We start from the raw sequence: 21,568 nt of genomic DNA, 5'->3' as shown, positions 1-21,568 counted from the left end.
CCAACCGCCAACCGCCAGCCGAGCCGAGGAGTCCCCGTGAAGATCGCCCTGCGCGCCCGGCTTGTCACCTTCACTCTGGCAGCGGCCTTCGTCGTGGCGGTGCTTCCCGGCGTGACGCAAGTGGCGCAAGCCGCGTCCGCCGAGCCGACGTCCTGTGGGGACAACGCCGGCTCGGCGGGCTTCCAACCCGTGCTCCAACTCGACGTTCCGACGGGCGCCGACTGGAGCAACCAGGACGTGCCGTACTCATTCGACGACACCGCTTCGGTGTCCGGCGGTTTCGACCGCGTCGGGTACTGCCTGGAGACGACTTCGGGCTCGGGCACCCAATGGGTGTGGGCCGACATGGAGGCGTTCACGGACGATCCCGGACGTCTGGGACTGCCCACCCGGCCGGGGCAGATCACGCGCCAGCGGGTCGACGACCTCGACGTCGCCTCCAACGTCCCCGGCGTCAGGACCGGCACCGGGATGCCCGGGTACCTAGAGATGTGGCCCAACTCGTACGAGAAGACCGTCAGCGACCAGATCGCCGGCGCCTCCTCCGCGGCGTATGACGCCGATGACGTGCCCTCGCCGGGCTTCTACGGCAGCTTCCAGGTGCACAGCGTCGGCGCGGATCCAGACTCGGCGGTCGCTCCGAGCACGGCCTTCGCGGTGAACCACTTCACGGGTGGCGGGCCGATGGACATCGGTATGGGCAACCAGCCGGCCGGCGAACCGGACTGGACGTTCGCAGCCAACGCGGGCTCCTTCGACACCCGTACGCTGACGGTGTTCGCCCGGCCGTCGACCGTGAAGCTGACCTCGACACCGCAGGATCGTCAGCTCTATCCGCGCGGCGCCGACAATGGCGCCGACGTCAGGATCGCCGGCGCCGTGACGTCGCCGGAAGTCGACACGGTGCGCCTGACGACCACGTCCGAGGGCAAGGACGAGGTCGAGGAGCAGCGGGCCGGTGACTCGTTCTCCTTCGACCGGCACCTCACGGCGGGCCTGCACACGTACGACTTCACCCTCGAGACGGTGTCCGGCGGCCGGGCACGCACCGTGGGTCACTGGACCGATGTCGTCTCGGGAGACGTGTTCGTGATCGAGGGTCAGTCGAACGCGCAGGCGACCGCCTGGGTCGAGCCGGGATCCCGTGGCGAGATGTCGCCGTTCCTGCGGACGTACGGCACGAATGACTTCCAGCCCGACGTCTCGGGCGCCGACCGTGAGTGGAAGTTCGCCGCGGGGGAGCCGTTCTACAACCAGGGAGCGGTCGGGCAGTGGGGTATCCGCATGGCACGGGTGCTGTCGGAGCAGAACAAGGTGCCCGTCGCAGTGATCAACGGCGCACATGGCGGGGCCCCGATCGGCTTCCTGCAGCGCAACGACAGCGATCCGGACGACATCTCGACCAACTACGGCCGACTGCGGCAGCGGCTCGTGAAGTCCGGAACGATCGACAAGATCTCCGGCGTCCTGTTCTATCAAGGGGAGTCCGAGGCGGACAACGCCGCCCAGCACGTCACCGGGTTCACCAACCTGCTGGTCGACTGGCGTGACGACTTCGGCGGCGCGCGCGGCGCCCAGGAGCCGCGGGTGTACGTGACCCAGGTCCGGACGTCCCCGTGCCTCAACTCCGAGGCGGTCGCCCTGCGCGACGCCCAGCGTCGGATGCCGGAGACGCTCGACGTCACGGTGCTGTCGCCGACCGGGCTGAGCAACCACGACGGCTGCCACTTCGGCTGGTCGAACGGCTACAAGCTGTTCGGGGAGCAGGTGGCGGCGACCCTGATGCGTGATCTGTACGACGGACCTTCCGACGGCGTCGCCGCGCCCAATCCGGTGTCCGCGTCGTTCACGTCCCGCAAGGCCGACACGATCAGGGTCCAGCTCGCGTCCAAGACCGACCCGCTGACAGTGGACCCCGGCGTAGGCGCCGACTTCCGGCTGCGCGGATCTTCCGCGAAGGTGACGGATGTCCAGTACCTCTCGCGGGGCAGGCTCGAACTGAAGCTGTCCGCCCCGGCGCTGGACATCACGAGCCTCGCGTACGTCGCGCACAACGGAGCGGGCCCCATGATCCGCACGTCCCGCGGAGTCGGGCAGCTGGCCTTCGACGCGCTGCCGGTCGCGACCACACCGGCTCCCGAGCTCTTCGACACGATCGTCGACGCGGTGCAGGGCCTGGACGCCCGAGCCGGCGAACTGACGGATGTCGGTGACCTCCCGGCCGCGCGGCGTGCCCGAGTGCATGACGCGATGGCCGCGGCGCTGGCCGATGTCGAGGCCGCCACCCCTGACGGCAGCGACGTCTCGACCGAGCCGCAGAAGCTCATCGACGCACTGACCACCGCCCAGTACCTCCACGCCGAGCTGGACGGAGCGGGGATCGACGAGCCCGTCCTCGGCGAGCTCGACACCCGGTTGGTGAGGCTCGAGCAGCTCCTGGGCCGCGCCGTGTCGCTGAGCCTCGGCGTGCGGGTCACCATCCCTCCGCTCACCTCAACAGCCGTGCCGGGCCAGGACCTCGCTGGCACGGTGCAGCTGACCAACAGCGGCGATCATGAGCTCACCGGCGTCGCCGCGGAGGTGTCCGTCGACGGGTGGGACGTCAAGACGGCGTTGCCGTCGACCCAGTCGTTGGGGGCGGGGGAGACCGTCGCGCTGCCATTCACCACGACCGTCCCGAAGCGCCGGACGCCAGGAGGCGTCGACGCCGCGGCGACCATCACCTTCACGACCGATGCGGGCACGTTCACGATGACCGAGTCCACCTGGTGGGTCGAGGTCGCCTCTGGGATCGTCATCGATTCCGTCGGCGTCACGACGGTCGACGGTGACCCGGCCGACCACGCCGTCGTCCACGCCGAGGTGTCCAACGACGGACGCACCGCGGTTCGCGGCCAACTCGTCGTCGACGCACCGGAGGGCTGGGCCGCGCCCGTGCCGTCGGACCCCGTCACGATCGAGGCCGGGTCGTCGGCGAGCGTCACGGCTCCCGTCGTCATCCCGCAGGATGTCGTGGCCGGCGCCGGCGCGGTCACTGTGCGATTCGAGCGCGAGGGCACGACGCTGGACCAGAAGCCCGCGCAGATCCCGGTCACGCTGTCCACCCCGCCGACAGGGGCCGCGCTGGACCACGTCGACTTCGGCGTACCGGAATCCGAGACCGCCCACGCGCTCCAGGCCGCTCCGAACAGCGGGACCAACGTCGAGGCCGGGCTGACCCGACGCTACGCCAACCAGGGCTATCCCGGCAGTTGGTTCTCCGCGGAGGTCGCCGTCGAGCCCGGCAAGCCGTTCATCCTGCGCAACATCGAGACGTTCGACCAGGCCAGGACCAAGAAGTACCCCGTGTACGTCGACGGTCACCTGATCAGGACCCAGGTCGTCGAGCACGAGGCCGCGGGCATGGGCACGGAGACGTACGACCTCCTGGTCGACGATCCCGAGGTCCTCGCCAACGACGGCACGGTGCGGGTCAGGTACGAGTTCCCGAGCGGTCCCGAGCGCACCTTCGATCCCTCGATCGCCGATCTGTGGGTTCTCGCGGTCAGCGCCGACGACGTGGCGCCGTTCGCCGGTGCCACGGTCGACTCCGCGGCACCTGCCGGCGACAACGGCTGGTTCCGCGGGAATGCGGCCGTGACCATCCACGCGTCGGACCAGCGTGACGCCAAGCCGACCGTCCAGGTCGGTGGCGCGGACGGCTGGCAGGCCTACAGCGGTCCGGTCGCGGTGACCGGCCAGGGCAAGCACTCGCTGTCGTACCGGGCCAGGGACGCTGCCGGAAACTCGACCGGCGAGCAGACCGTCGATGTCTGGATCGACTCGACCGCCCCCTCGACGCACATCTCGATGAGTCGTGTGCCGGGTGCCGACTCGGCCGACCAGGTCGCGGTGACGTTGACCGCCGACGACGCGCTGAGCGGTGTCGCGACGACGAGCTATCGGGTCGACGGCGAGGACTGGAAGGTTCTCAGTGACGAGAAGCCCGTCGTCAAGGGCTTCGGCAGCCACACGGTCGACTACTTCTCGACCGACGTCGCCGGCAACCCCGAGCCGATGGCGACCCTGGTCATCAACACCCAGGATGTCGAAGTCATCGAGGTCGTGACGCCTCCGAAGGTCACCGGTCCGGCGGTGATCGGGTCCACCGTGACGGCAACCCCCGGGACGTGGAACACGACCGGACTGGCGTACGCCTACCAGTGGCTGCGTGACGGCCGGCCCATCACCGGCGCCACCGCAGTGGCGCGCACGATCACGTCGGGGGATGCCGGCCATCGGCTGTCGGTGACGGTGACCGCGTCCAAGGCCGGCAAGTCCCCGGTGTCGTCGACCTCTGCGGCGACGGACAGGGTCACCGGGGCGAAGTCCCGGGTCGTCCACGCCGGCAACTCCACGGTCAACGGCGCAAGCTCACCGATCGGGCACACCCGTGTCGGCCCTGGCCTCGTATAGCCACGGCGGCCAGGTGGCGTGTGGCGTCTCGTACAGGTCACCGCCACCTCCGTGGCGGTCGGACTCCTGCCCGACCGGTCATCTGCCACAGCAGGACTGGGGGCTGGCATCTGCCGGGGGCGTCGCCTGTGCCCGCTGACTGCGCAATGGCACCGTGTTGCCCTTGTGGCCCCGCGGAAACTATGGTGACGCCTTCAGCCTTGGGGGGCCTCGGCGTGGGCTTGGTTCGCGCCGCGCTCGCGAGTCCTCCATAGTGGCGGCTGCCTCTCGTATGCGACATCTACGGCACCCACAAGACACCCGCCATCAGAGCATGGCTGGCCAGACACCCCCGATTCCACCTGCACTTCACCCCCACCGGTTCGTCCTGGATCAACCAGGTGGAGAGGTGGTTCGGCTTCCTCGCCGACCAGAAGATCCGCCGCGGCTCCCACAAAAGCGTGCGTTCCCTGGAAGCCGACATCCGAGCCTGGGGCAAGGAGTGGAACGAAAACCCAACGCCGTTCATCTGGACCAAGACGGCCGAGGAGATCCTCGACTCCCTCGCCCGTTTCTGCCAACGGATCTCCGGCGCAGGACACTAGTGCTTGTCGTGGACGGTGCGACCCCACCCTGTGCTCATACCGGCTGGCGTCCTGACTGCGGCCGGCCCGAGGAGCTGTCGGATTCATCTAATACGGCGCGCAACGTAGACCACGATCGCCGGTTAGCCAAACCGGCGATCGTGACGACCATTGAGGGTGTTCGCAGCGGCTGTGCTTGGCGGTGGAGCCGTTCGGACACTATGGCCCTTCATTTCGGCGCCCAGCAGTCCCCGTAACTGACAGCGCCTGCCCATCATCTGTGGCGGAGTGGGTGCAAGCCGCGCGCTGCCGCCTGGGCGGCCGACGAATTCGGAATACCCGAGGAAACATCAATGGCTCGCCCACCTGCGCTCAAGCTCGCCGAGGTCCTAGCGGAAATCCGGATGAGCCCGTCGGCCTTCTACTGCCTACGCGCTCGCGGTCAGGCACCCCGAATTATCAAGCTGCCCAACGGTGAACTGCGCTGCCGCCGCGTCGATCTGGATGCGTGGTGGGAGGCGTGTGAAAGGGATACGCCCGGATGGCGATGAGTTATAACGTCCGCTTCTGGGAGATACGCGAGCGCCCAGACCGGCGCAAGCCTTTCCAGATTCGGTGGACGGTTAACGGGCGAGAGAAGTCCGAGTCCTTCATCACGTTCGCGCTTGCTGATAGCCGACGCGCGAAGCTGATGACAGCTGCGCGCGAGGGTGAGCCGTTTGATGAGCACACCGGTCTGCCGGCATCCGAGTTGCGGGCCATCAAGCAGCGAACTACGTGGTATGACCTGGCGCACGAATACATCGAGCAAAGATGGGAGCGCACGCCAGGGAACACCCGCCGCGCCCTGGCTGATGCCTTCGCCACGGTCACGCCCGCCCTCGTGCGCCCCGGCGCAACGTTTTCCGATCCGCGGGTACTACGGCGTTCCCTGTACTCGTGGGCATTCAACAAGAAAGCCTGGCAGTGCGAGCCCACCGAGGAGTGGCTCCACGCGCTGGACTGGATGAAGCGGAACTCGCTGCCGGTCAGTGCCCTCGCGGAGGCCGACGTTCTGAGGCGGGCCCTCGACGCGATGTGCCGCAAACTGGACGGCAAGGCGGCTGCGGCCAAGACAGCCCGACGCAAGAGGGCTGCGTTCAACGAAGCTCTCAACACTGCGGTGGAGAAGGGGTACTTCGCGGAAAACCCCCTCAACGGTCTACGGTGGAAAGCGCCAGCAGTCAATGAAGAGGTGGATCCGGCCGCCGTTCCCAATCCGGCCCAGGTGCTTCGCCTGCTCGAGTCCGTTGCTCGCCAGCGGGGGCGGGGTCCTCATCTTGAGGCGTTCTTCGGCTGCATGTACTTCGCGGCTATGCGGCCAGCTGAGGTCATCCATCTTCGGATCGATCAATGCCACTTGCCGAAGACTGGATGGGGGATGCTCAACCTCTCGGGCGGGGTTGTCACGTCTGGCAAGGAGTGGACCGACAACGGAGAGGTGCACGAGGTGCACTCGCTCAAGCGTCGCGCGGCAAGCGCGACGCGACCTATTCCCATCCCGCCGCAATTCGTACGCATGCTGCGTGCCCATGTGAAACGGTTCGATGTGGCACCCGACGGTCGACTCTTCCGGAACCAGGCTGGCAACTACGTGGACGCTGCCGCCTACGGCATCACGTGGGCGCGGGCCCGGGAGCACGCCCTGACTCGTACCGAGCGGACTTCTCGCCTGGCCAAGCGACCTTACGATCTCCGGCACGCCGGGATCTCGTTCTGGCTCTACTCCGGAGTGGACCCGGCCGAATGCGCCCGCCGCGCCGGTCAGAGCATCGAGGTTCTCTTTCGCCACTACGCCAAGTTCCTCGACGGCCGTCGAGAGCAGGCGAACCGCCTCATCGAGCAGTCCGTGAACGAGTGGCAGCGCGTCAACCAAGGTGACGCACCCGAGGGCTGAACTGGAGGTTTGGTCCGTGACTGGTCCGGAAGCACTGGTCGGGAGGGGTACAGCAGTGGGAGGAAATGGGAGTTAGCACGCAAGCCGGGCTCGATCGAGAGCGGGCTGAGTGAAAGGCGCCTGACGGGTGAAAGCCCAGGTCAGGCGCCTTTTCTCGTGCGTCTAGAAGAAGCCCAGCTTCTTCGGCGAGTACGACACCAGAAGATTCTTCGTCTGCTGGTAGTGCTCCAGCATCATCTTGTGGTTCTCGCGGCCGATCCCCGACTGCTTGTACCCGCCGAAAGCGGCATGGGCGGGGTACGCGTGGTAGCAGTTCGTCCAGACCCGACCGGCCTGGATGGCGCGGCCCGCCCGGTACGCGGTGTTGATGTCGCGGGTCCACACGCCCGCACCGAGGCCGTACAGAGTGTCGTTCGCCGTGGCGATCGCGTCGTCGAAATCGGAGAAGGACGTGACCGCCACGACCGGGCCGAAGATCTCCTCCTGGAAGACCCGCATCCGGTTGTCGCCCTCGAAGATGGTCGGCTGGACGTAGTAGCCGCCCGCCAGCTCCCCGTCGTACTCGATCCGCTGACCACCCGTGAGGACCTTCGCGCCCTCCTGCTGGCCGATGTCCAGGTACGAAAGGATCTTCTGAAGCTGGTCGTTGGAGGCCTGGGCGCCGATCATCGTGTCCGTGTCCAGCGGGTGCCCCGGCACGATCTTCTCCGTGCGCGCGATGCCCGCCTCAAGGAATTCGCTGTAGTGTCCGCGCTGGATCAGCGCGCGCGAGGGGCAGGTGCAGACCTCGCCCTGATTGAGGGCGAACATGGTGAACCCCTCAAGGGCCTTGTCGCGGAAGTCGTCGTCCGCGTTCCACACGTCGTCGAAGAAGATGTTCGGCGACTTGCCGCCCAGTTCCAGCGTCACCGGCTTGATGTTCTCAGAGGCGTACTGCATGATCAGCCGCCCCGTCGTGGTCTCACCGGTGAAGGCGATCTTCGCGACGCGCGGGCTGGAGGCGAGGGGCTTGCCGGCCTCCGCGCCGAAGCCGTTGACGATGTTGATGACGCCGGGCGGCAGGAGGTCGGCCACCAGCTTCAGCCATACGTGGATGGAGGCGGGCGTCTGTTCGGCCGGTTTGAGGACCACCGCGTTGCCCGCAGCGAGCGCCGGGGCCAGCTTCCACGTCGCCATCAGGATCGGGAAGTTCCATGGGATGATCTGCGCGACGACGCCCAGCGGCTCGTGGAAGTGGTACGCGACCGTGTCGTCGTCGATCTCGCTGAGCGACCCCTCCTGGGCGCGCAGCGCACCGGCGAAGTAGCGGAAGTGGTCAATGGCCAGGGGGATGTCAGCGGCCAGGGTCTCCCGTACCGGCTTGCCGTTGTCCCAGCTCTCGGCGACCGCCAGCTCCTCCAGATGAGCCTCCATCCGGTCGGCGATCCGGTTGAGGGCCGAGGCGCGCTCGCCGGCCGCGGTCGCTCCCCACGATGGGGCCGCGGCGTGTGCCGCGTCCAGGGCCCGTTCGACGTCCTCGGCACTGCCGCGGGCGATCTCGGTGAAGGGGCGGCCGTTGACGGGACTGGGGTTCTCGAAGTACTGGCCACGGGCGGGCGGGACGTACGCGCCGCCGATCCAGTGGTCGTAGCGGGACTCGTACGTGACGATGGCGCCCTCGTTGCCCGGCGCAGCGTAACGGGTCATCTCTGTGGCCTCCCGGATCCGGTGCCGCCCGCCGTTGGACGGCCCTCGGAAGGAGGGTAGGCGGCGGCACGTTGCAACCCCGTTGCACGGGGAACACCGCTATCCCTGCTCGGTCTCCAGCGTCCGGACCCTGGCGAGCAGTGCCGGGCGCCGACCCGCGGGGACGGCCGCCGCGAGCGCCCGCCAGACCGGGAGGTCGTCCTCGCCCCAGGGGCTGTACGCCCAGTCGGCCAGCAGGCCCGGGTCACCGCGCGCGATCAGGGCGGCCCGCAGCTGCTCGTCGAGCCTGCGCCGCAGCCGGATGACGGACGGCGCCTGCGAGCCGGGCAGCAGCGGACCTGCGTAGGCGCTGAGCGCAGCCGCCACCGCGCCGGACGCCAGTCTGCGCGCCACCGTGTCGAAGTCGGCGTCGACCGGCGCCGAGAGACGGTAGGGGCGGGAGAGGAGCAGTTCGGGGCCGAGCAGTCGTCGCAGCCGGGAGAGTTCGGCCCGCAGCGTCACCGGGGTCACCGACTCGTCCTCGTACAGCTCGACGAGGAGCTCGTCGCCGCAGAGGCCCTCGGGATGGCGGGCCAGGCTCACCAGGAGCTCGCTGTGCCGCCTGCTGAGCCGGATCTTGCGGCCGCCGGCGACGAGCAGCGCTTCGTTCCGGCCCAGCGCACTGAGCCGTACGGTCTCTCCGGCGCGCGCGGGCGCGAGGAGCGCCAACTGTGACTCGGCGGCGCGTGCCACCGCCTGCACGAACGCCAGGCTGTGCGGATGCGCGAGCCGGTTCCCGCCGGTGATGTCCACGGCGCCCAGAACCCGTCCCGTGTGCGGGTCGTGGAGCGGCGCCGCCGCGCAGGTCCACTGCTGGACCGGCCGCAGAAAGTGCTCCGCGGCGAAGACCTGCACCGGCCGGTCCACGGCGATGGCCGTACCCGGCGCGTTCGTGCCGGCCACGGACTCGGCCCAGCGGGCGCCCTCCACGAAATTCATCCGGCCCGCGGCACGCCGGGTCGTCGCGTGTCCTTCGACCCACAGCAGCCTGCCGAGCCCGTCGCACACCGCGAGAAGGTGTTCGCCGTCCGTCGCGTACGCGCTCATCAGCTCGCGGATCACCGGCATGGCGGCGGCCAGGGGGTGCCCGTCCCGGTATGGTCCGAGGTCGTCCGCGCCGAGCTCGACCAGGGCGGCACCGTCCGGGCTGACCCGGGCCCGTGCCGAGCGCCGCCACGACTCGCCGACCACCGGACGCACCGGCCGCTCCAGCCGTCCGGCGGTGGTGAACACCTCGTGCGCATGCCGGAGTTGGCCGAGCCGTTCACCGGGGTCCGCATCGGCTGTGAGGGCCACCCAGGGGTCCGTCAACTCACCCTCCCGTCCAGGGGCGTCGTGCACACCCCATCGTGGCCGCAGCAGACGTCTGTGACAACTATGCTGCGGAGAGTGACCGGACGTGGTGGTGCGGGTGCGTCAGCCGGCCGAGTAGAGGTTGACGAGACGGATGTAGCGCACCCAGTCCCAGTTCGGGCCGGGATCGGTGTGGTCGGTACCGGGGACCTGCGCATGGCCGAGGATGTGCGCACGGTCCTTGGGGATGCCGTAACGGTCACAGACCGACGCGGTCAGGAGCGCCGACTTCTCGTACATGGTGTGGGTGAAGTAGGACGGCTGGTCCACCCAGCCCTCGTGCTCGATGCCGACACTGCGCGTGTTGTAGTCCCAGTTGCCCGCGTGCCAGGCGATGTTCTGCTCCCGGACGCACTGGTCGACGTAGCCGTCCGCCGAGCGCACCACGTAGTGCGCGGAGACCCGCTTCGCCGGATTCTGGAAGATTCCGATCGTGTTCGAGAACGTCTCCTGGGTGACATGGATGATCACGTACTGGATCGGATAGGCCGAAGGGCGGGTCGACGCCGTGTAGTTGGACGTGGAGGCGGGCTTCCAGTGGGCGAGCGGATAGTCCGTCTCCCCCGCCGCCGCGGAAGCCGCGGCGCGGGCCGAGGCGGGGAGCAGCGCGGCGGCCGCCGTCACGGCGGCGCCCTGAAGAATCCTTCTGCGGTGCATGAACACTCCTGTGGGGGTGGGGGTGGGGGTGGGGGTGGGGGTGGGTGTGGGGGTCAGGGACTGGACAGCAACGTCGCGGTCTCCCGCAGATGGCGGTGGAGTCCGCGATGGGTATCGCCTGCGGGCAGCCACTCCTTGCGGATCTTGGCCACACAGGTGTAGTTGGTGTCGCACACATTGGCCAACGGCGCCTCGCCGGCCTGGCCGACCAGCTGATAGGCGTCGAGTTCGGACAGACCGTAGTCACGCGCCAGCCACTGCACCAGGTCCAACTGCGAGATGCGGAAGGCGTCTTCGAGCGGACGGGCGGAACCGGTCGACATCAGATGTGTGTCGGACTCCATGCGCGGCCACGGTGTCGTGACACCCTTCAGCAGCTCGACCAGCACCACCGTGTTCATCGCACACTCCACGGCTACTCCGCAGGTCTCGCCCTCGCCCTGACGGGCGTGCCCGTCCCCGAGGCTCAGCAGCGCACCCTCGACATTGACGCCCAGATAGCAGGTGACACCCGCCCGCATCTCTGGCGTGTCCATGTTCCCGCCATGCGCGTCGGGCACCAGTGCGGACCGTACCTCCAGATTGGCCGGCGCCACCCCGACCGTGCCGTGCATCGGATCCATCGGCAGCTCCACCCGGAAGTCACTGTCCCGGGCGCTGAACAGACAGGTGCGGCGCGCCCGGTCGAGCTGCCACATCCATACCACCTCGGGCAGTGGAGCCTGCAGTGACGCGGTGCTGTGCGTGGAGGTGAGCGCGCCGAAGAGCGGCACGGTCGTGGAGGCGGCCCAGTCCCTGGCCGGTTCGATGGAGACGAAATGCACCGCCACGGTGTCGCCTGGCTCCGCGCCCACCACATGGAAGGGGCCGGTCTGCGGGTTGAGGAAGGGGAACTCGCAGACCTCGGAGACCAGATCGCTCTCCGAGCGCACCCGGCCTGCGAAGCAGTCCTCCGTATACAGGTCGAGGAACGTGCCCGGCTCGATACGGGCCACCGGCGCCGCTCCACCGAAGGTCCAGGCGTACTCGCCCTTTTTGGGGCGGACGGTGAGAATACGGGGGTCGTTCATCGCTGCACTGCTCCTGTCCTGGGCTCCCCGGCCTGCTCCGGGGCTTCGTCGAGATGGATCCGTCCGGTCTGTGCCACCCGCTCCGGATGCCTGTGCAACAGCACCACCAGCACAACGATCCCGATCAGCATCCAGACACCGACGACCGGACCCGCGTACGAGACCGGCGCACTGAGCTTCGAGACGAAGTCGAAGACCGGGATCCCGGCGGCCGTCAGCAGCGCGGGCACGAACGCCGCGATGCCCAGGACCGGGAAGAGAAGATGGAGTACGGGATTGAAGGCCTCGCGCCGGCGTCGCAGGAAGTACCCGGCGCAGGCCAGATTCACGACGATGTACACACCGATGACGACGGTGACGATCACGGTGGCCAGCAGCACGAACGCGGTCACCGGGTCGTAGGCGAAACCCAGTCCGAGCGCCACGCCGACCGCGAACACGAACTGCACGGCCACTCCGGTGACGGGGGAGCGGCGGCGCGGATGGAGGCGTGCGAACGCCTGCGGGAACACCCCGATGCGGCCGAGGGCGAACGCCGTCCGGGTCGACACGTTGGCGCACGCATTGGCGTTGGCCACCGTCGAGTTGACCACGGCGAGGAAGAGCACCACCCAGAACAGCCCGAACGAGGCACGGGCCACGCCCTCCCACGACGCCGCCCCCGCGGAGCCGAATCCGGCGAACCGGTCGGGCCCGAAGTACACGGACATCGCATAGGTGGTGAGGACGTACACCAGGCCGATGGAGAGCGCCGCGCCGAGCACCGCACGCCGCATCGTGCGCCGCGGGTTCTTCGTCTCCTCGGCGAGCGGCGCCGCGGCCTCGAAGCCGGCGAACGCCAGCACGGTGTACACCGAGCCGGCGAAGATCCCGCTGATCCCGTCGAAGCCCTCCGCGGTGTGTGAAGTACCGAACACCGAAAGGGTGTTGTCGGAGCCCGCCTGCCCGATGAGCAGCACGGCGAAGCCGACGAAGACGAGCACTTCGAAAATGCCGAGCACGGTTCCGAACCGGGCGGAGGCCCGTACCCCGAAATACCCGGCGAGCGCGATGATCACCGCGCCCAGCAGCGACCACGGCCACCACAGATCCGCCGGGTAGGACGACCACTCCTGGTGCAGGGTGCCCGCCGTCGTGAAACCGAGCTGGAGCAGCAGCAGCGCGGGGACCAGCGCCTCCACGAAGACATAGCCCCACCCGACGAGAAAGCCGATGGCCGGATGCAGGCCCTGCGCGGAGTAGGTGGCGACCGAACCGGCGGCCGGCAGATGACGGGCCAGCTCCGCGACGCACGACGCGGTGAACAGACAGGCGACCAGCGCCACCACCACGGACAGCGGAAGACTGCCACCCGCGAACGCGGCTCCGGACGGAATGGACGCGGCGATGGCGGCGGCGGGCGCCATCGCCGTGATGCTCTGGAAGAGGACCTCGCGCAGCCCGATGGCATCACGTAACAGTCCGCTGCCCGAATCCCCCGACACCTCGTGGCTCCCTCTGTCCGACAACCGGAAGGCGTTGTCCGATGTACGGCCGAGCGTCTCGCGCGCCCCACCGTACGGGCGTCGCGCGGACGGAGGAAGACGGCAGGAACCGAAAACGGGTGCGTGGGGCGGGGAGCGCGGCGGATCACGGACGCGGACAGCCCCGTCGCAGGGACCGGGCTGCGGCAGGAGTGCGGCTACTGGGGGTCAGCCACGCAGCGGGCGCGGCAGCTTCAGCAGCGTCACCGACGTCTTGATGCCGCTGTCGACCAGCCGGCCGTTCGCGTCGAACGCCTCGGCGCCGTCGGTCATCCCGAAGTCGTTGTCGTTGATGAGAGCGAGCGTGTCCCGGCCCGTCACCGCCACGCCCTCGATCTTCCCGGGGACGCCCGCGACCTTGCCCAGGTCGACGACCAGACTCTTGCGGAGCACCGGCGCGCCCGCCGCCGCGGGGTCGGTGAGCTCCTCGTACGAGGGCGACGCCGCCGGGTCGTCCCAGACGGAACCCAGGATGCCGGGGCCGTGCGGGAGCGTCACCCGGTGCAGCCGGGCCGCCTTGTCCGTGCGCTCCTCGACCAGGAGGCGATCCCGGCCGATCGCGACGACCGAGGAGATCTTCAGCTCGGAGGTGTCGTCCTCGCCCGGGTCCACGACGTCCACCGCGTCGAACCGGTAGGCGTACTCCGCCGTGACCGCGTGCTTCTTCGTCGAGAAGCGCAGCAGCCGCACATTGCGCGAGGACTCGCCCGCGTCCTGGTCGGGCAGGGACAGCGGGCTCTGCACCGCCAGCACCAGATCGCCGCCCGGCAACTGCGCGAGCCCCTCGAAACCCCGGTTGGCCTTGCGGTGCAGCAGTACGCCGGGCAGCGCCTCCACCACCGGATAGCCGGCGCCCGTCAGCCCGAGCCCCTGCGGGACGTAGCGGGTCAGCACCCGGCCCCGGGCGGAGACATGAACCAGCGAGGGGCCGTACTCGTCCACGAGCCAGAACGTGCCGTCGGCGGCACGGACGATACCTTCGGTGTCCAGGCCGTTCGGGTCGTACCCGAGCGGCGTCTTCGCGTCGTACGTGTACGGGGCCTCGTCGCGGCCCGGCTGGTTCGGCAGACCGGTGACGGCGGCGCCGGAGCGGGTGGTCAGGGGAATGGCCCGCAGCACCTGGACGTGCTTGCCGCTGACTCGCACCTTCACGATCGCCGGGTCGAAACCGGGGACCGGGAAGGTACGCCGCTTCTTCCCGCCGATCTTGATCTGGCCGTTGGGGCCGCGGTCCGTCACCGTCCAGAACTCGCCCTTGCGCCCGGCCGGGTAGATGTCGCTGCCGATACCGCCGAGCAGCACTCCGCGGTCGTCGGCCACCGTCCCCGGGAGCAGCCCGTTGCTGAACCCGGCCAGCGGAACGTCACCGAGCACGGCGCTCCCGGTGACCCGCGCGGTCCGCTCCGGACGCTCGTGCAGGTCCTGCGCGCCCGTCGCCGTTCCGGCGGCACATACCGTTCCGAGCAGGGCGATCGGCAGCCCGACGGCAAGAGAACGACGGACAACACGCGTGGACATGAGGCCTCCTGAGGCACGATCAGCTCGGATGCCCGTCAGGTTCCGCCCTCATCCTCAACGCGCGGTGACATCGAGTTGAACACCGGGGCGGAACGCGACGACGGGCGGGGGCCAGGACGTCCTGACCGCCCCCGCCCGTCGGTCGTCGAGCGGCCCTGTCCAAGGATGACCCCGGTCGCGTGGCGACCTCAGTCGTCCGACCCGCTCGAACCTCCCAGCGCAGCGGCCGGATCGTCGTCCGCCGGGCCTGCCGGAACCCAGTGCCCGTTCTCCTTGCGGTAGGGCCACCAGCGCCCGTCCCGCCCGTACCTGAGCTGCACACCGGCTTCCACGGCGGTCCAGCGATTGCCCGCGGACCGGAGCCGTGGCTGCTCGCCCTCCTCCCACGCCGCGGCGAGCCGGGCCCGGGCCCTGGCCAGCGATTCCGGATCCGGCGTCCACTCCTCGTCGAGCACGGTGAGCGCGGCCGCCCCGCCGTACTGCCAGGCACGCACCGCCGCGTCGAGTCCGGCCCGCGACCGCCCCGATCCGGCGGCCAGCCGCGTCGCGATCCAGGGCTCGGGCCGGGCGTCCGCGACCAGCCGTACGGCGTCCTGCTGCGGCGTCAACCCGGGCGGCGGCGGCTGCAGTTCATGGCCGGGGGAGAGGGCGTCCGCCAGCATCCGGTGGGCGCGTGCCGCACCGTCCCTCGCCAGCAACTCCAGGACCGCGGGATCGACTCCGGGTTCCGGTTCCGTCTCCGTGTCCAGCGACGGTGCGGGGCCCGGTTCCGCGGGCAGCGGCGGGGGAGCGGGCAGCGGGGGCAGGATGTCCCGCGCGGCGAAAGCCTCGTCCGCCCGTACACCCCGGTCCTTCGCCTTCGCGGCCGAGGCACCGGACCCGTTGGAGGAGACGGCCGGCCCGGCCGGCGTCCGCCCCTCGGCGCGGGCCGCGATGCGCTCCTGGAGCTCGTCCAGGAGCCACCGCTCGCCGCGCCCCCGCATGAGCAACAGGACGAACGGATCCTGGTCCAGCAGCCGCGCCACCTGATAACAGAGGGCAGCGGTGTGCGGGCAGTGGTCCCAGGTCTCGCAGGTGCACTCCGGGTCCAGCCCGCCGATCCCCGGGAGCAGTTCCATACCGGCCGCCGACGCGTCCTCCACCAGGTGCGGCGGCATCTCGCGGTCGAGGAGCGCCGCAATGTACTCGGCCCGGGCGGCGGCCATGTCCAGGAACCGTTCCCAGTCCGCCTCGCTCAGCTCCGGGAGGAGCACATCACTGCGGTACGTGGACGAGTCACGGTCCCGGACGACCGCGGTGATCCGGCCGGGCCGCACGGTAACCGCTCCGACCCGGCCCTCGCGGGCGAACCTGCGCCCCTTCTTGAGCTGTCCGCCGTCCAGAGCGGTGTCCTCCAGGGCCTTCAGCCATGCCCGACCCCACCAGGTCTCGGCGAAGCCGCGGCCGCCCGCGGGCGGCCGCGCGGCGAAGGTACGTTCCTGCACCGGAGCTCCCGCGGGCGGCCGCGCGGCGAAGGTACGTTCCTGCACCGGAGCCGGAACGTCACCGCCGTCGGCGGTCGCGGATGCGTACCCGTCACTGTCGTATGCGTCGTTCATCGCGTGCCCCCTCGCAGCTCCACCAGATCGGCCAGTTCCGCATCCGTCAGTTCGGTCAGCGCCGCCTCGCCGGAGCCGAGCACCGCGTCCGCCAGTCCCTGCTTGCGGGCCAGCATGGCGGCGATCCGGTCCTCGATGGTGCCCTCGGCGATCAGCCGGTGCACCTGCACCGGCTGGGTCTGCCCGATCCGGTACGCGCGGTCGGTGGCCTGCGCCTCCACCGCCGGGTTCCACCACCGGTCGAAGTGCACGACATGGCCTGCCCGGGTGAGGTTGAGTCCGGTGCCGGCCGCTTTCAGGGACAGCAGGAAGACCGGGGCGTCGCCCGCCTGGAAGCGGTTCACCATCGCCTCCCGCTCGGCGACCGGCGTACCGCCGTGCAGGAACTGCGTGCGCACCCCGCGTGCCGCCAGATGCCGTTCGAGGAGTCGGGCCATCTGCACGTACTGGGTGAAGACGAGGACACTCGCGTCCTCCGCCAGGATCGTGTCGAGCAGCTCGTCCAGCAGCTCCACCTTGCCCGAACGGTCCTCGATCCGGGGCTCCTTCTCCTTGAGGTACTGCGCGGGGTGGTTGCAGATCTGCTTCAGGGCCGTCAACAGCTTCACGACGAGGCCGCGGCGGGCAAAGCCGTCGGCGCCGGAGATCGCGGCCAGCGTCTCGCGTACCACCGCTTCGTACAGCCCCGTCTGTTCCGCTGTCAGCGACACCGTCCGGTCGGTCTCGGTCTTCGGCGGCAGCTCGGGCGCGATGCCGGGATCCGACTTGCGCCGTCGCAGCAGGAACGGCCGCACCAGCGCGGCGAGCCGCTCGGCCGCCGCCGGGTCGCCACCCTCGGCGGTCCGCGCGTAGCGGGTACGGAACGTGCCGAGCCTGCCCAGCAGACCTGGCGTCGTCCAGTCGAGGATCGCCCACAGCTCGGACAGGTTGTTCTCCACGGGCGTGCCGGTGAGCGCCACTCGTGCCTGTGCGCCGATCGTCCGCAGCTGCTTGGCCGTTGCCGAGTACGGGTTCTTGACGTGCTGCGCCTCGTCGGCCACCACCATGCCCCAGCGGACGTCGGCGAGCTTCGCCGCGTCGAGCCGCATCGTGCCGTACGTGGTGAGGACGAACTCGCCGTCCGCCAGCTCCGCGAGGTTGCGCGACCCGCCGTGGAAGCGGCGCACCGGCGTAACGGGCGCGAACTTCTCGATCTCCCGCTGCCAGTTCCCCATGAGCGAGGTCGGGCAGACCACCAGCGTCGGACCGGCGGCCGATTCGATGCTCTGGCGGTGCAGATGCAGAGCGATCAGTGTGATGGTCTTGCCGAGCCCCATGTCGTCGGCGAGACAGCCGCCGAGGCCGAGCGACGTCATGGTGTGCAGCCAGTTCAGACCGCGCAGCTGGTAGTCGCGCAGTGTGGCGGCAAGGGCCGCGGGCTGACCGACCGTCCGCCGGCCGTCCTGTTGCCCGCCGGACTCCGGGTCGGCCACCCGGCGGCGCAGCTGCTCCAGCCAGCCGGTGGCCCGGACCTCGACCCGGCGGCCGTCGACCTCGGTGGAACCGGTCAGCACGGCTCCGAGCGCATCGATCGGAGTGACCTTGCGGTCCTGGGTCTCGCGGGCGCGCTGTGCCTCTTCGGGATCGATCAGCACCCACTGATCGCGCAGCCGCACCACCGGCCTGTTGGCCTCGGCGAGACGGTCGAGCTCGGCGCGGCTGAGCTGCTGGTCGCCCAGGGCGAAGCACCAGTTGAACGTCAGCAGCGCGTCGGCGGACAGCAGCGGCGGGGTGTCCGAGCCGGTCCGGGCGAATCCCTCGTGCTCCTGGTCCGCTCCGTCGTCCTGAGGGCCGATGACCGCGCGTGCGGTGAGCTTGCGCGCCAGTTCCCTGGGCCAGTGCACCTGCACCCCGGTCGCGGCGAGTGCCCGCCCGGCGGGGCCGAGGAGTTCGGCGAGCTCTTCGTCGGCGGGGTCGACGGAGTCGGGCACCGCGGCCGACAACAGCGGAGCCAGCGGAGGCCAGGCACGGGCGGCCCGGCGCAGCGCCAACAAGGCGTGCATCCGGACCCGCGGGCCGAAGGCGGCCGCGGCCGGCGCGGAGCCGGCCCAGACCTCGGCGGCATCGGCGACCAGCGCCGGATCGCTGACGCTGTGGATCTGCAGGACGGCGCGGAAGGACGGTCCGGCGGTCCGCTCCTGGTCCGCGTCCTGGTCCGGCGCCGCCAGCCCCGACGCCTCGACCCGCAGCGAGAGCCGGACGCCCGCGTCGTGTCCGGCTGCGACATCGGTGGCCCAGGCCCGTTGACCGGGAAGATGCTGCGGCGCGTCGACGGCGAACGCCGGGCCGCCGGTGGCGAAGGCCGCCGCGGGGGTGCGCGGCAGCCCGTCCGCCACCGCGTTGAGGAACGCGCGCAGCAGCCGCTCGGGTTCGGGCAGCAGCACCGGCTGCGCGGTCCCGTCCAGCGGTACCGCATGGGCCAGAGGCGGCATCGAGGCGGCGAGCGTCCGGATCCGCGACTGATCGTCGGCAGTCAGCGGACCGGCCCGCCAGGCGTCGTGATCGGTGACCGTCAGCCCGGGCAACAGCAAACCCCGGGCTGCGAGTTGCAGAGCGAGCAGAGCGGCGGCGCCCCAGAAAGCGGCTGCGCCGGAAGCATGCTCCGAGGTCCGTGCGCGCGTGAGCACGGGCAGCGCGTCGCGGACCGGGAGCAGCAGCGCCGGTACGACGTACACCCGCGCGTCGGCGCCGACGACGGTCAACTCCTCGACGGAACCGGGAGTATCGGGGGGACTGCTACTGTCCGGATACCAGAAAGCCATACGGCCGGTACGGAAGGGATCCGCGGGCAGGAAGACCACGGAGCAGCCGGAGAGTGCGGAGATCTCCGAGAGCGTTGTCGCAGGAAGCCTGTGCACAGCGATGCCGAATTCCTCAAATTTGACTAGTTGGGGTTCGAAGCGCCGAGGGTACTCCACCACCGCGTGCCCCCGTGAGCGGAATCGCCGTGATCCAGCCCACTTTCAGATGACTCGGCAGCCCTGCCCGACCGCCTGCCGCGCTTCAGGGTGTAGCCAGCACCCCCATCGGGGGAGGGGGCTTGCCCCCGGAAGTCCGGGGGGATGGCGCCATGGCTGACGCACCCCTCGTAACCGTACGTTTCTACAGGTCAGCGCAGCTTTCCAGAGACCGGAGACCTCATGCCCCAGGCCGTAGCCACCGTCGTGGAAGGCACCCGTGACGACACGGGAAGTGCTGTACGTGATGTAAATGCCGGCCGTACCGGAACCGCCCCGAGCCAGGGGAGCGATTTCGCTCCCCTCCTGCGGGCGGTAAAGGGACAGGGGCTCCTGGAGCGGCGCACCGGGTGGTACGCGGCGGGCATCATCACCAACCTGGTCGCACTGGGTGCCGTGCTCACCGGCATGTTCCTCCTCGGCAACACGTGGTGGACCCTGCTGCTCGCACTGCCATTGGCGATCTTCTGGTCCCGCACCGCGTTCGTCGGACACGACGCCGGACACGCGCAGATATCCGGCGACCGCAAGGCGAGCCGGGCCATCGGTCTCGTGCACGCGAATCTGCTGCTCGGCATGAACGAGGCATGGTGGAACGACAAGCACGTACGCCACCACGCCAACCCCAACCACATCGACAAGGACCCGGACGTCGGCGTCGGCGCCCTGGTCTGGACCCAGAAGCAGGCGGCCCAGCGAGAAGGCTTCGCCCGCTGGCTCACCCGTAACCAGGCGCGGCTGTTCTTCCCGATGCTGCTCCTCGAAGGCATCGCGCTCAAGATCTCCGGCTTCCAGTACCTGCGACAGCAGCCCGCCCGCGAACGGGTCCTCTCGGCACTGCTCCTGGTCGCCCATCTCGGTCTGTACGCGGCACTGCTGCTCACCGTCCTGTCCCCGGGGAAGGCCGTCGTCTTCGCGCTCGTGCACCACGCGTTGTTCGGGCTCCACCTGGGCATGGCGTTCGCGCCGAACCACAAGGGCATGGAGATGCCCGACCCCGACGGCGACCGCTGGGGTCACCTCCAGCGTCAGGTCCTCACCTCGCGCAACGTACGCGGCGGCATCCTCACGGACTGGTTCCTCGGCGGGCTCAACTACCAGATCGAGCACCACCTCTTCCCGAGCATGCCCCGCCCGCATCTGCGCCTGGCACAGCCCATGGTGCGCGCCCACTGCGAGGCGATCGGCATGCCGTACACGGAGACCGGACTGATCGAGTCCTACCGGCAGGCACTCCAGCACATGCACGAGGTCGGCGAACCCCTGAGGTGAGGACGCCGCGGCCGGCAGGAACCGATGGGGGCGCACAGGCGTTCTCACAGCAGGAGCGGCTTCCGGGCCGCGAAGGAGGCGTGGACGATGTCGAACAGTGCGAAGATTGCCATCGGGGGAGTCGTCGCGGCGGTCATCCTGATGCCGTTCATCGGATTCTGGCTGTCGCTGCTGGTCCTGATCGGAGTTCCGGCGGTCGCCTATCTGCTGCTGGACCCGAGTCAGCGACGCAGGCTCCGCAGGATCACCCGCAAGGAAATAGGCCGCTGAACAACCAGCCGAAGACAAGCCGCTGACAACAGCCCGACAACAAGGGGGAGTCCGCTGTGGGCGGGACCGTGACCGCGGTGAGCAGGAACGAGGCATATTCGTTCACCAAGCCGAACCGGAAGAGCATCACCCTGCTGGCCGGGCTCGGCGTGGAGGGAGACGTGCACGCGGGAGTCACGGTCAAGCACCGGTCCCGGGTCGCGCAGGATCCCACCCACCCGAATCTGCGCCAGGTCCATCTCATCCACGCGGAGCTGTTCGGTGAATTGCGGGCAGCGGGTTTCGAGGTCGCTCCCGGCGATCTCGGGGAGAACGTCACGACCAACGGGGTCGATCTCCTCGCCCTCCCCGTCGGCACTCTGCTGCACCTCGGCGACGAGGCAGTCGTCGAGGTCACCGGCCTGCGCAATCCGTGCCTGCAGATCGACAACTTCCGCGACGGGCTCCTCAAGCAGGTCGTCGGCCGGGACGCTGCGGGCCGCATCGTGCGCAAGGCCGGGATCATGGGCGTCGTCACGGCCGGTGGTGTGGTCCGGCCCGGGGACCCGATCGAGGCCGAGCTGCCCGTCGGGCCGCATCGGGCGCTGGAGCGCGTGTAGCCGGAGAGCGCGCGACGCGCGGCGGTGGGGCCG

The 21,568-nt window shown here is 69.7% G+C and carries 14 protein-coding genes and 1 pseudogene; 7 read left to right on the top strand and 8 right to left on the bottom strand.

The window, feature by feature from the left end:
- Positions 1-36 precede the first annotated feature (36 nt).
- The 4 genes and pseudogenes from ACFVV1_RS32205 to ACFVV1_RS32190 all read left to right on the top strand — a co-directional run bounded on the left by ACFVV1_RS32205 (position 37) and on the right by ACFVV1_RS32190 (position 6,954).
- On the top strand, positions 37-4,455 hold the full coding sequence (locus ACFVV1_RS32205; protein ID WP_389996565.1) for an OmpL47-type beta-barrel domain-containing protein: 4,419 nt from the start codon (positions 37-39) through the stop codon (positions 4,453-4,455).
- Positions 4,456-4,721: 266 nt separating this feature from the next.
- A pseudogene (locus ACFVV1_RS32200) lies at positions 4,722-5,039 on the top strand (transposase); the annotation flags it as partial.
- A 332-nt stretch (positions 5,040-5,371) separates the two neighbouring features.
- Positions 5,372-5,569, top strand: a complete 198-nt coding sequence (locus ACFVV1_RS32195) for a helix-turn-helix transcriptional regulator (protein WP_389996562.1) — start codon at positions 5,372-5,374, stop codon at positions 5,567-5,569.
- Positions 5,560-6,954: a tyrosine-type recombinase/integrase gene (locus ACFVV1_RS32190; protein WP_389996560.1), complete on the top strand. Its 1,395-nt coding sequence runs from the start codon at positions 5,560-5,562 to the stop codon at positions 6,952-6,954. The genes ACFVV1_RS32195 and ACFVV1_RS32190 overlap by 10 nt, the downstream gene beginning before the upstream one ends.
- 162 nt (positions 6,955-7,116) lie before the next feature.
- On the opposite strand, the gene ACFVV1_RS32185 is transcribed toward ACFVV1_RS32190, so the two are convergent.
- The 8 genes from ACFVV1_RS32185 to ACFVV1_RS32150 all read right to left on the bottom strand — a co-directional run bounded on the left by ACFVV1_RS32185 (position 7,117) and on the right by ACFVV1_RS32150 (position 19,295).
- Entirely contained in the window at positions 7,117-8,640 is a 1,524-nt protein-coding gene (locus ACFVV1_RS32185) for an aldehyde dehydrogenase family protein (RefSeq protein WP_389996558.1), read from the bottom strand.
- Between the two features lie 99 nt (positions 8,641-8,739).
- On the bottom strand, positions 8,740-9,990 hold the full coding sequence (locus ACFVV1_RS32180) for a GAF domain-containing protein (protein ID WP_389996555.1): 1,251 nt from the start codon (positions 9,988-9,990) through the stop codon (positions 8,740-8,742).
- 105 nt (positions 9,991-10,095) lie between these two features.
- On the bottom strand, positions 10,096-10,689 hold the full coding sequence (locus ACFVV1_RS32175; RefSeq protein ID WP_389996552.1) for an N-acetylmuramoyl-L-alanine amidase: 594 nt from the start codon (positions 10,687-10,689) through the stop codon (positions 10,096-10,098).
- A 53-nt stretch (positions 10,690-10,742) separates the two neighbouring features.
- Positions 10,743-11,759, bottom strand: a complete 1,017-nt coding sequence (locus ACFVV1_RS32170; RefSeq protein WP_389996550.1) for an acetamidase/formamidase family protein — start codon at positions 11,757-11,759, stop codon at positions 10,743-10,745.
- Positions 11,756-13,243 carry an APC family permease gene (locus ACFVV1_RS32165; protein WP_389996547.1) on the bottom strand — a complete coding sequence of 496 codons (1,488 nt, stop codon included), beginning with the start codon at positions 13,241-13,243 and terminating at the stop codon, positions 11,756-11,758. The genes ACFVV1_RS32170 and ACFVV1_RS32165 overlap by 4 nt, the downstream gene beginning before the upstream one ends.
- A gap of 207 nt (positions 13,244-13,450) precedes the next feature.
- Complete coding sequence (locus ACFVV1_RS32160) at positions 13,451-14,800, bottom strand: esterase-like activity of phytase family protein (RefSeq protein WP_389996544.1); 1,350 nt, start codon at positions 14,798-14,800, stop codon at positions 13,451-13,453.
- Positions 14,801-14,988: 188 nt separating this feature from the next.
- Complete coding sequence (locus tag ACFVV1_RS32155) at positions 14,989-16,398, bottom strand: SWF or SNF family helicase (protein WP_389996542.1); 1,410 nt, start codon at positions 16,396-16,398, stop codon at positions 14,989-14,991.
- Positions 16,395-19,295: a DEAD/DEAH box helicase gene (locus ACFVV1_RS32150; RefSeq protein WP_389996539.1), complete on the bottom strand. Its 2,901-nt coding sequence runs from the start codon at positions 19,293-19,295 to the stop codon at positions 16,395-16,397. Before ACFVV1_RS32150 ends, ACFVV1_RS32155 begins: the two co-directional genes overlap by 4 nt.
- A gap of 282 nt (positions 19,296-19,577) precedes the next feature.
- Here ACFVV1_RS32150 and ACFVV1_RS32145 point away from each other — a divergent pair, with 282 nt between their 5' ends.
- From ACFVV1_RS32145 to ACFVV1_RS32135, 3 genes are all read left to right on the top strand, one after another.
- Positions 19,578-20,666, top strand: a complete 1,089-nt coding sequence (locus ACFVV1_RS32145; protein ID WP_389996536.1) for a fatty acid desaturase family protein — start codon at positions 19,578-19,580, stop codon at positions 20,664-20,666.
- A gap of 87 nt (positions 20,667-20,753) precedes the next feature.
- On the top strand, positions 20,754-20,936 hold the full coding sequence (locus ACFVV1_RS32140) for a hypothetical protein (protein WP_114248565.1): 183 nt from the start codon (positions 20,754-20,756) through the stop codon (positions 20,934-20,936).
- A 68-nt stretch (positions 20,937-21,004) separates the two neighbouring features.
- Positions 21,005-21,535, top strand: a complete 531-nt coding sequence (locus tag ACFVV1_RS32135; protein WP_389996624.1) for an MOSC domain-containing protein — start codon at positions 21,005-21,007, stop codon at positions 21,533-21,535.
- Positions 21,536-21,568 lie beyond the last annotated feature (33 nt).

Source organism: Streptomyces sp. NPDC058092, from assembly GCF_042884935.1.
In the GTDB taxonomy this organism is placed as follows: Bacteria; Actinomycetota; Actinomycetes; order Streptomycetales; family Streptomycetaceae; genus Streptomyces.
This window is presented reverse-complemented; position numbering and strand designations above follow the sequence as displayed.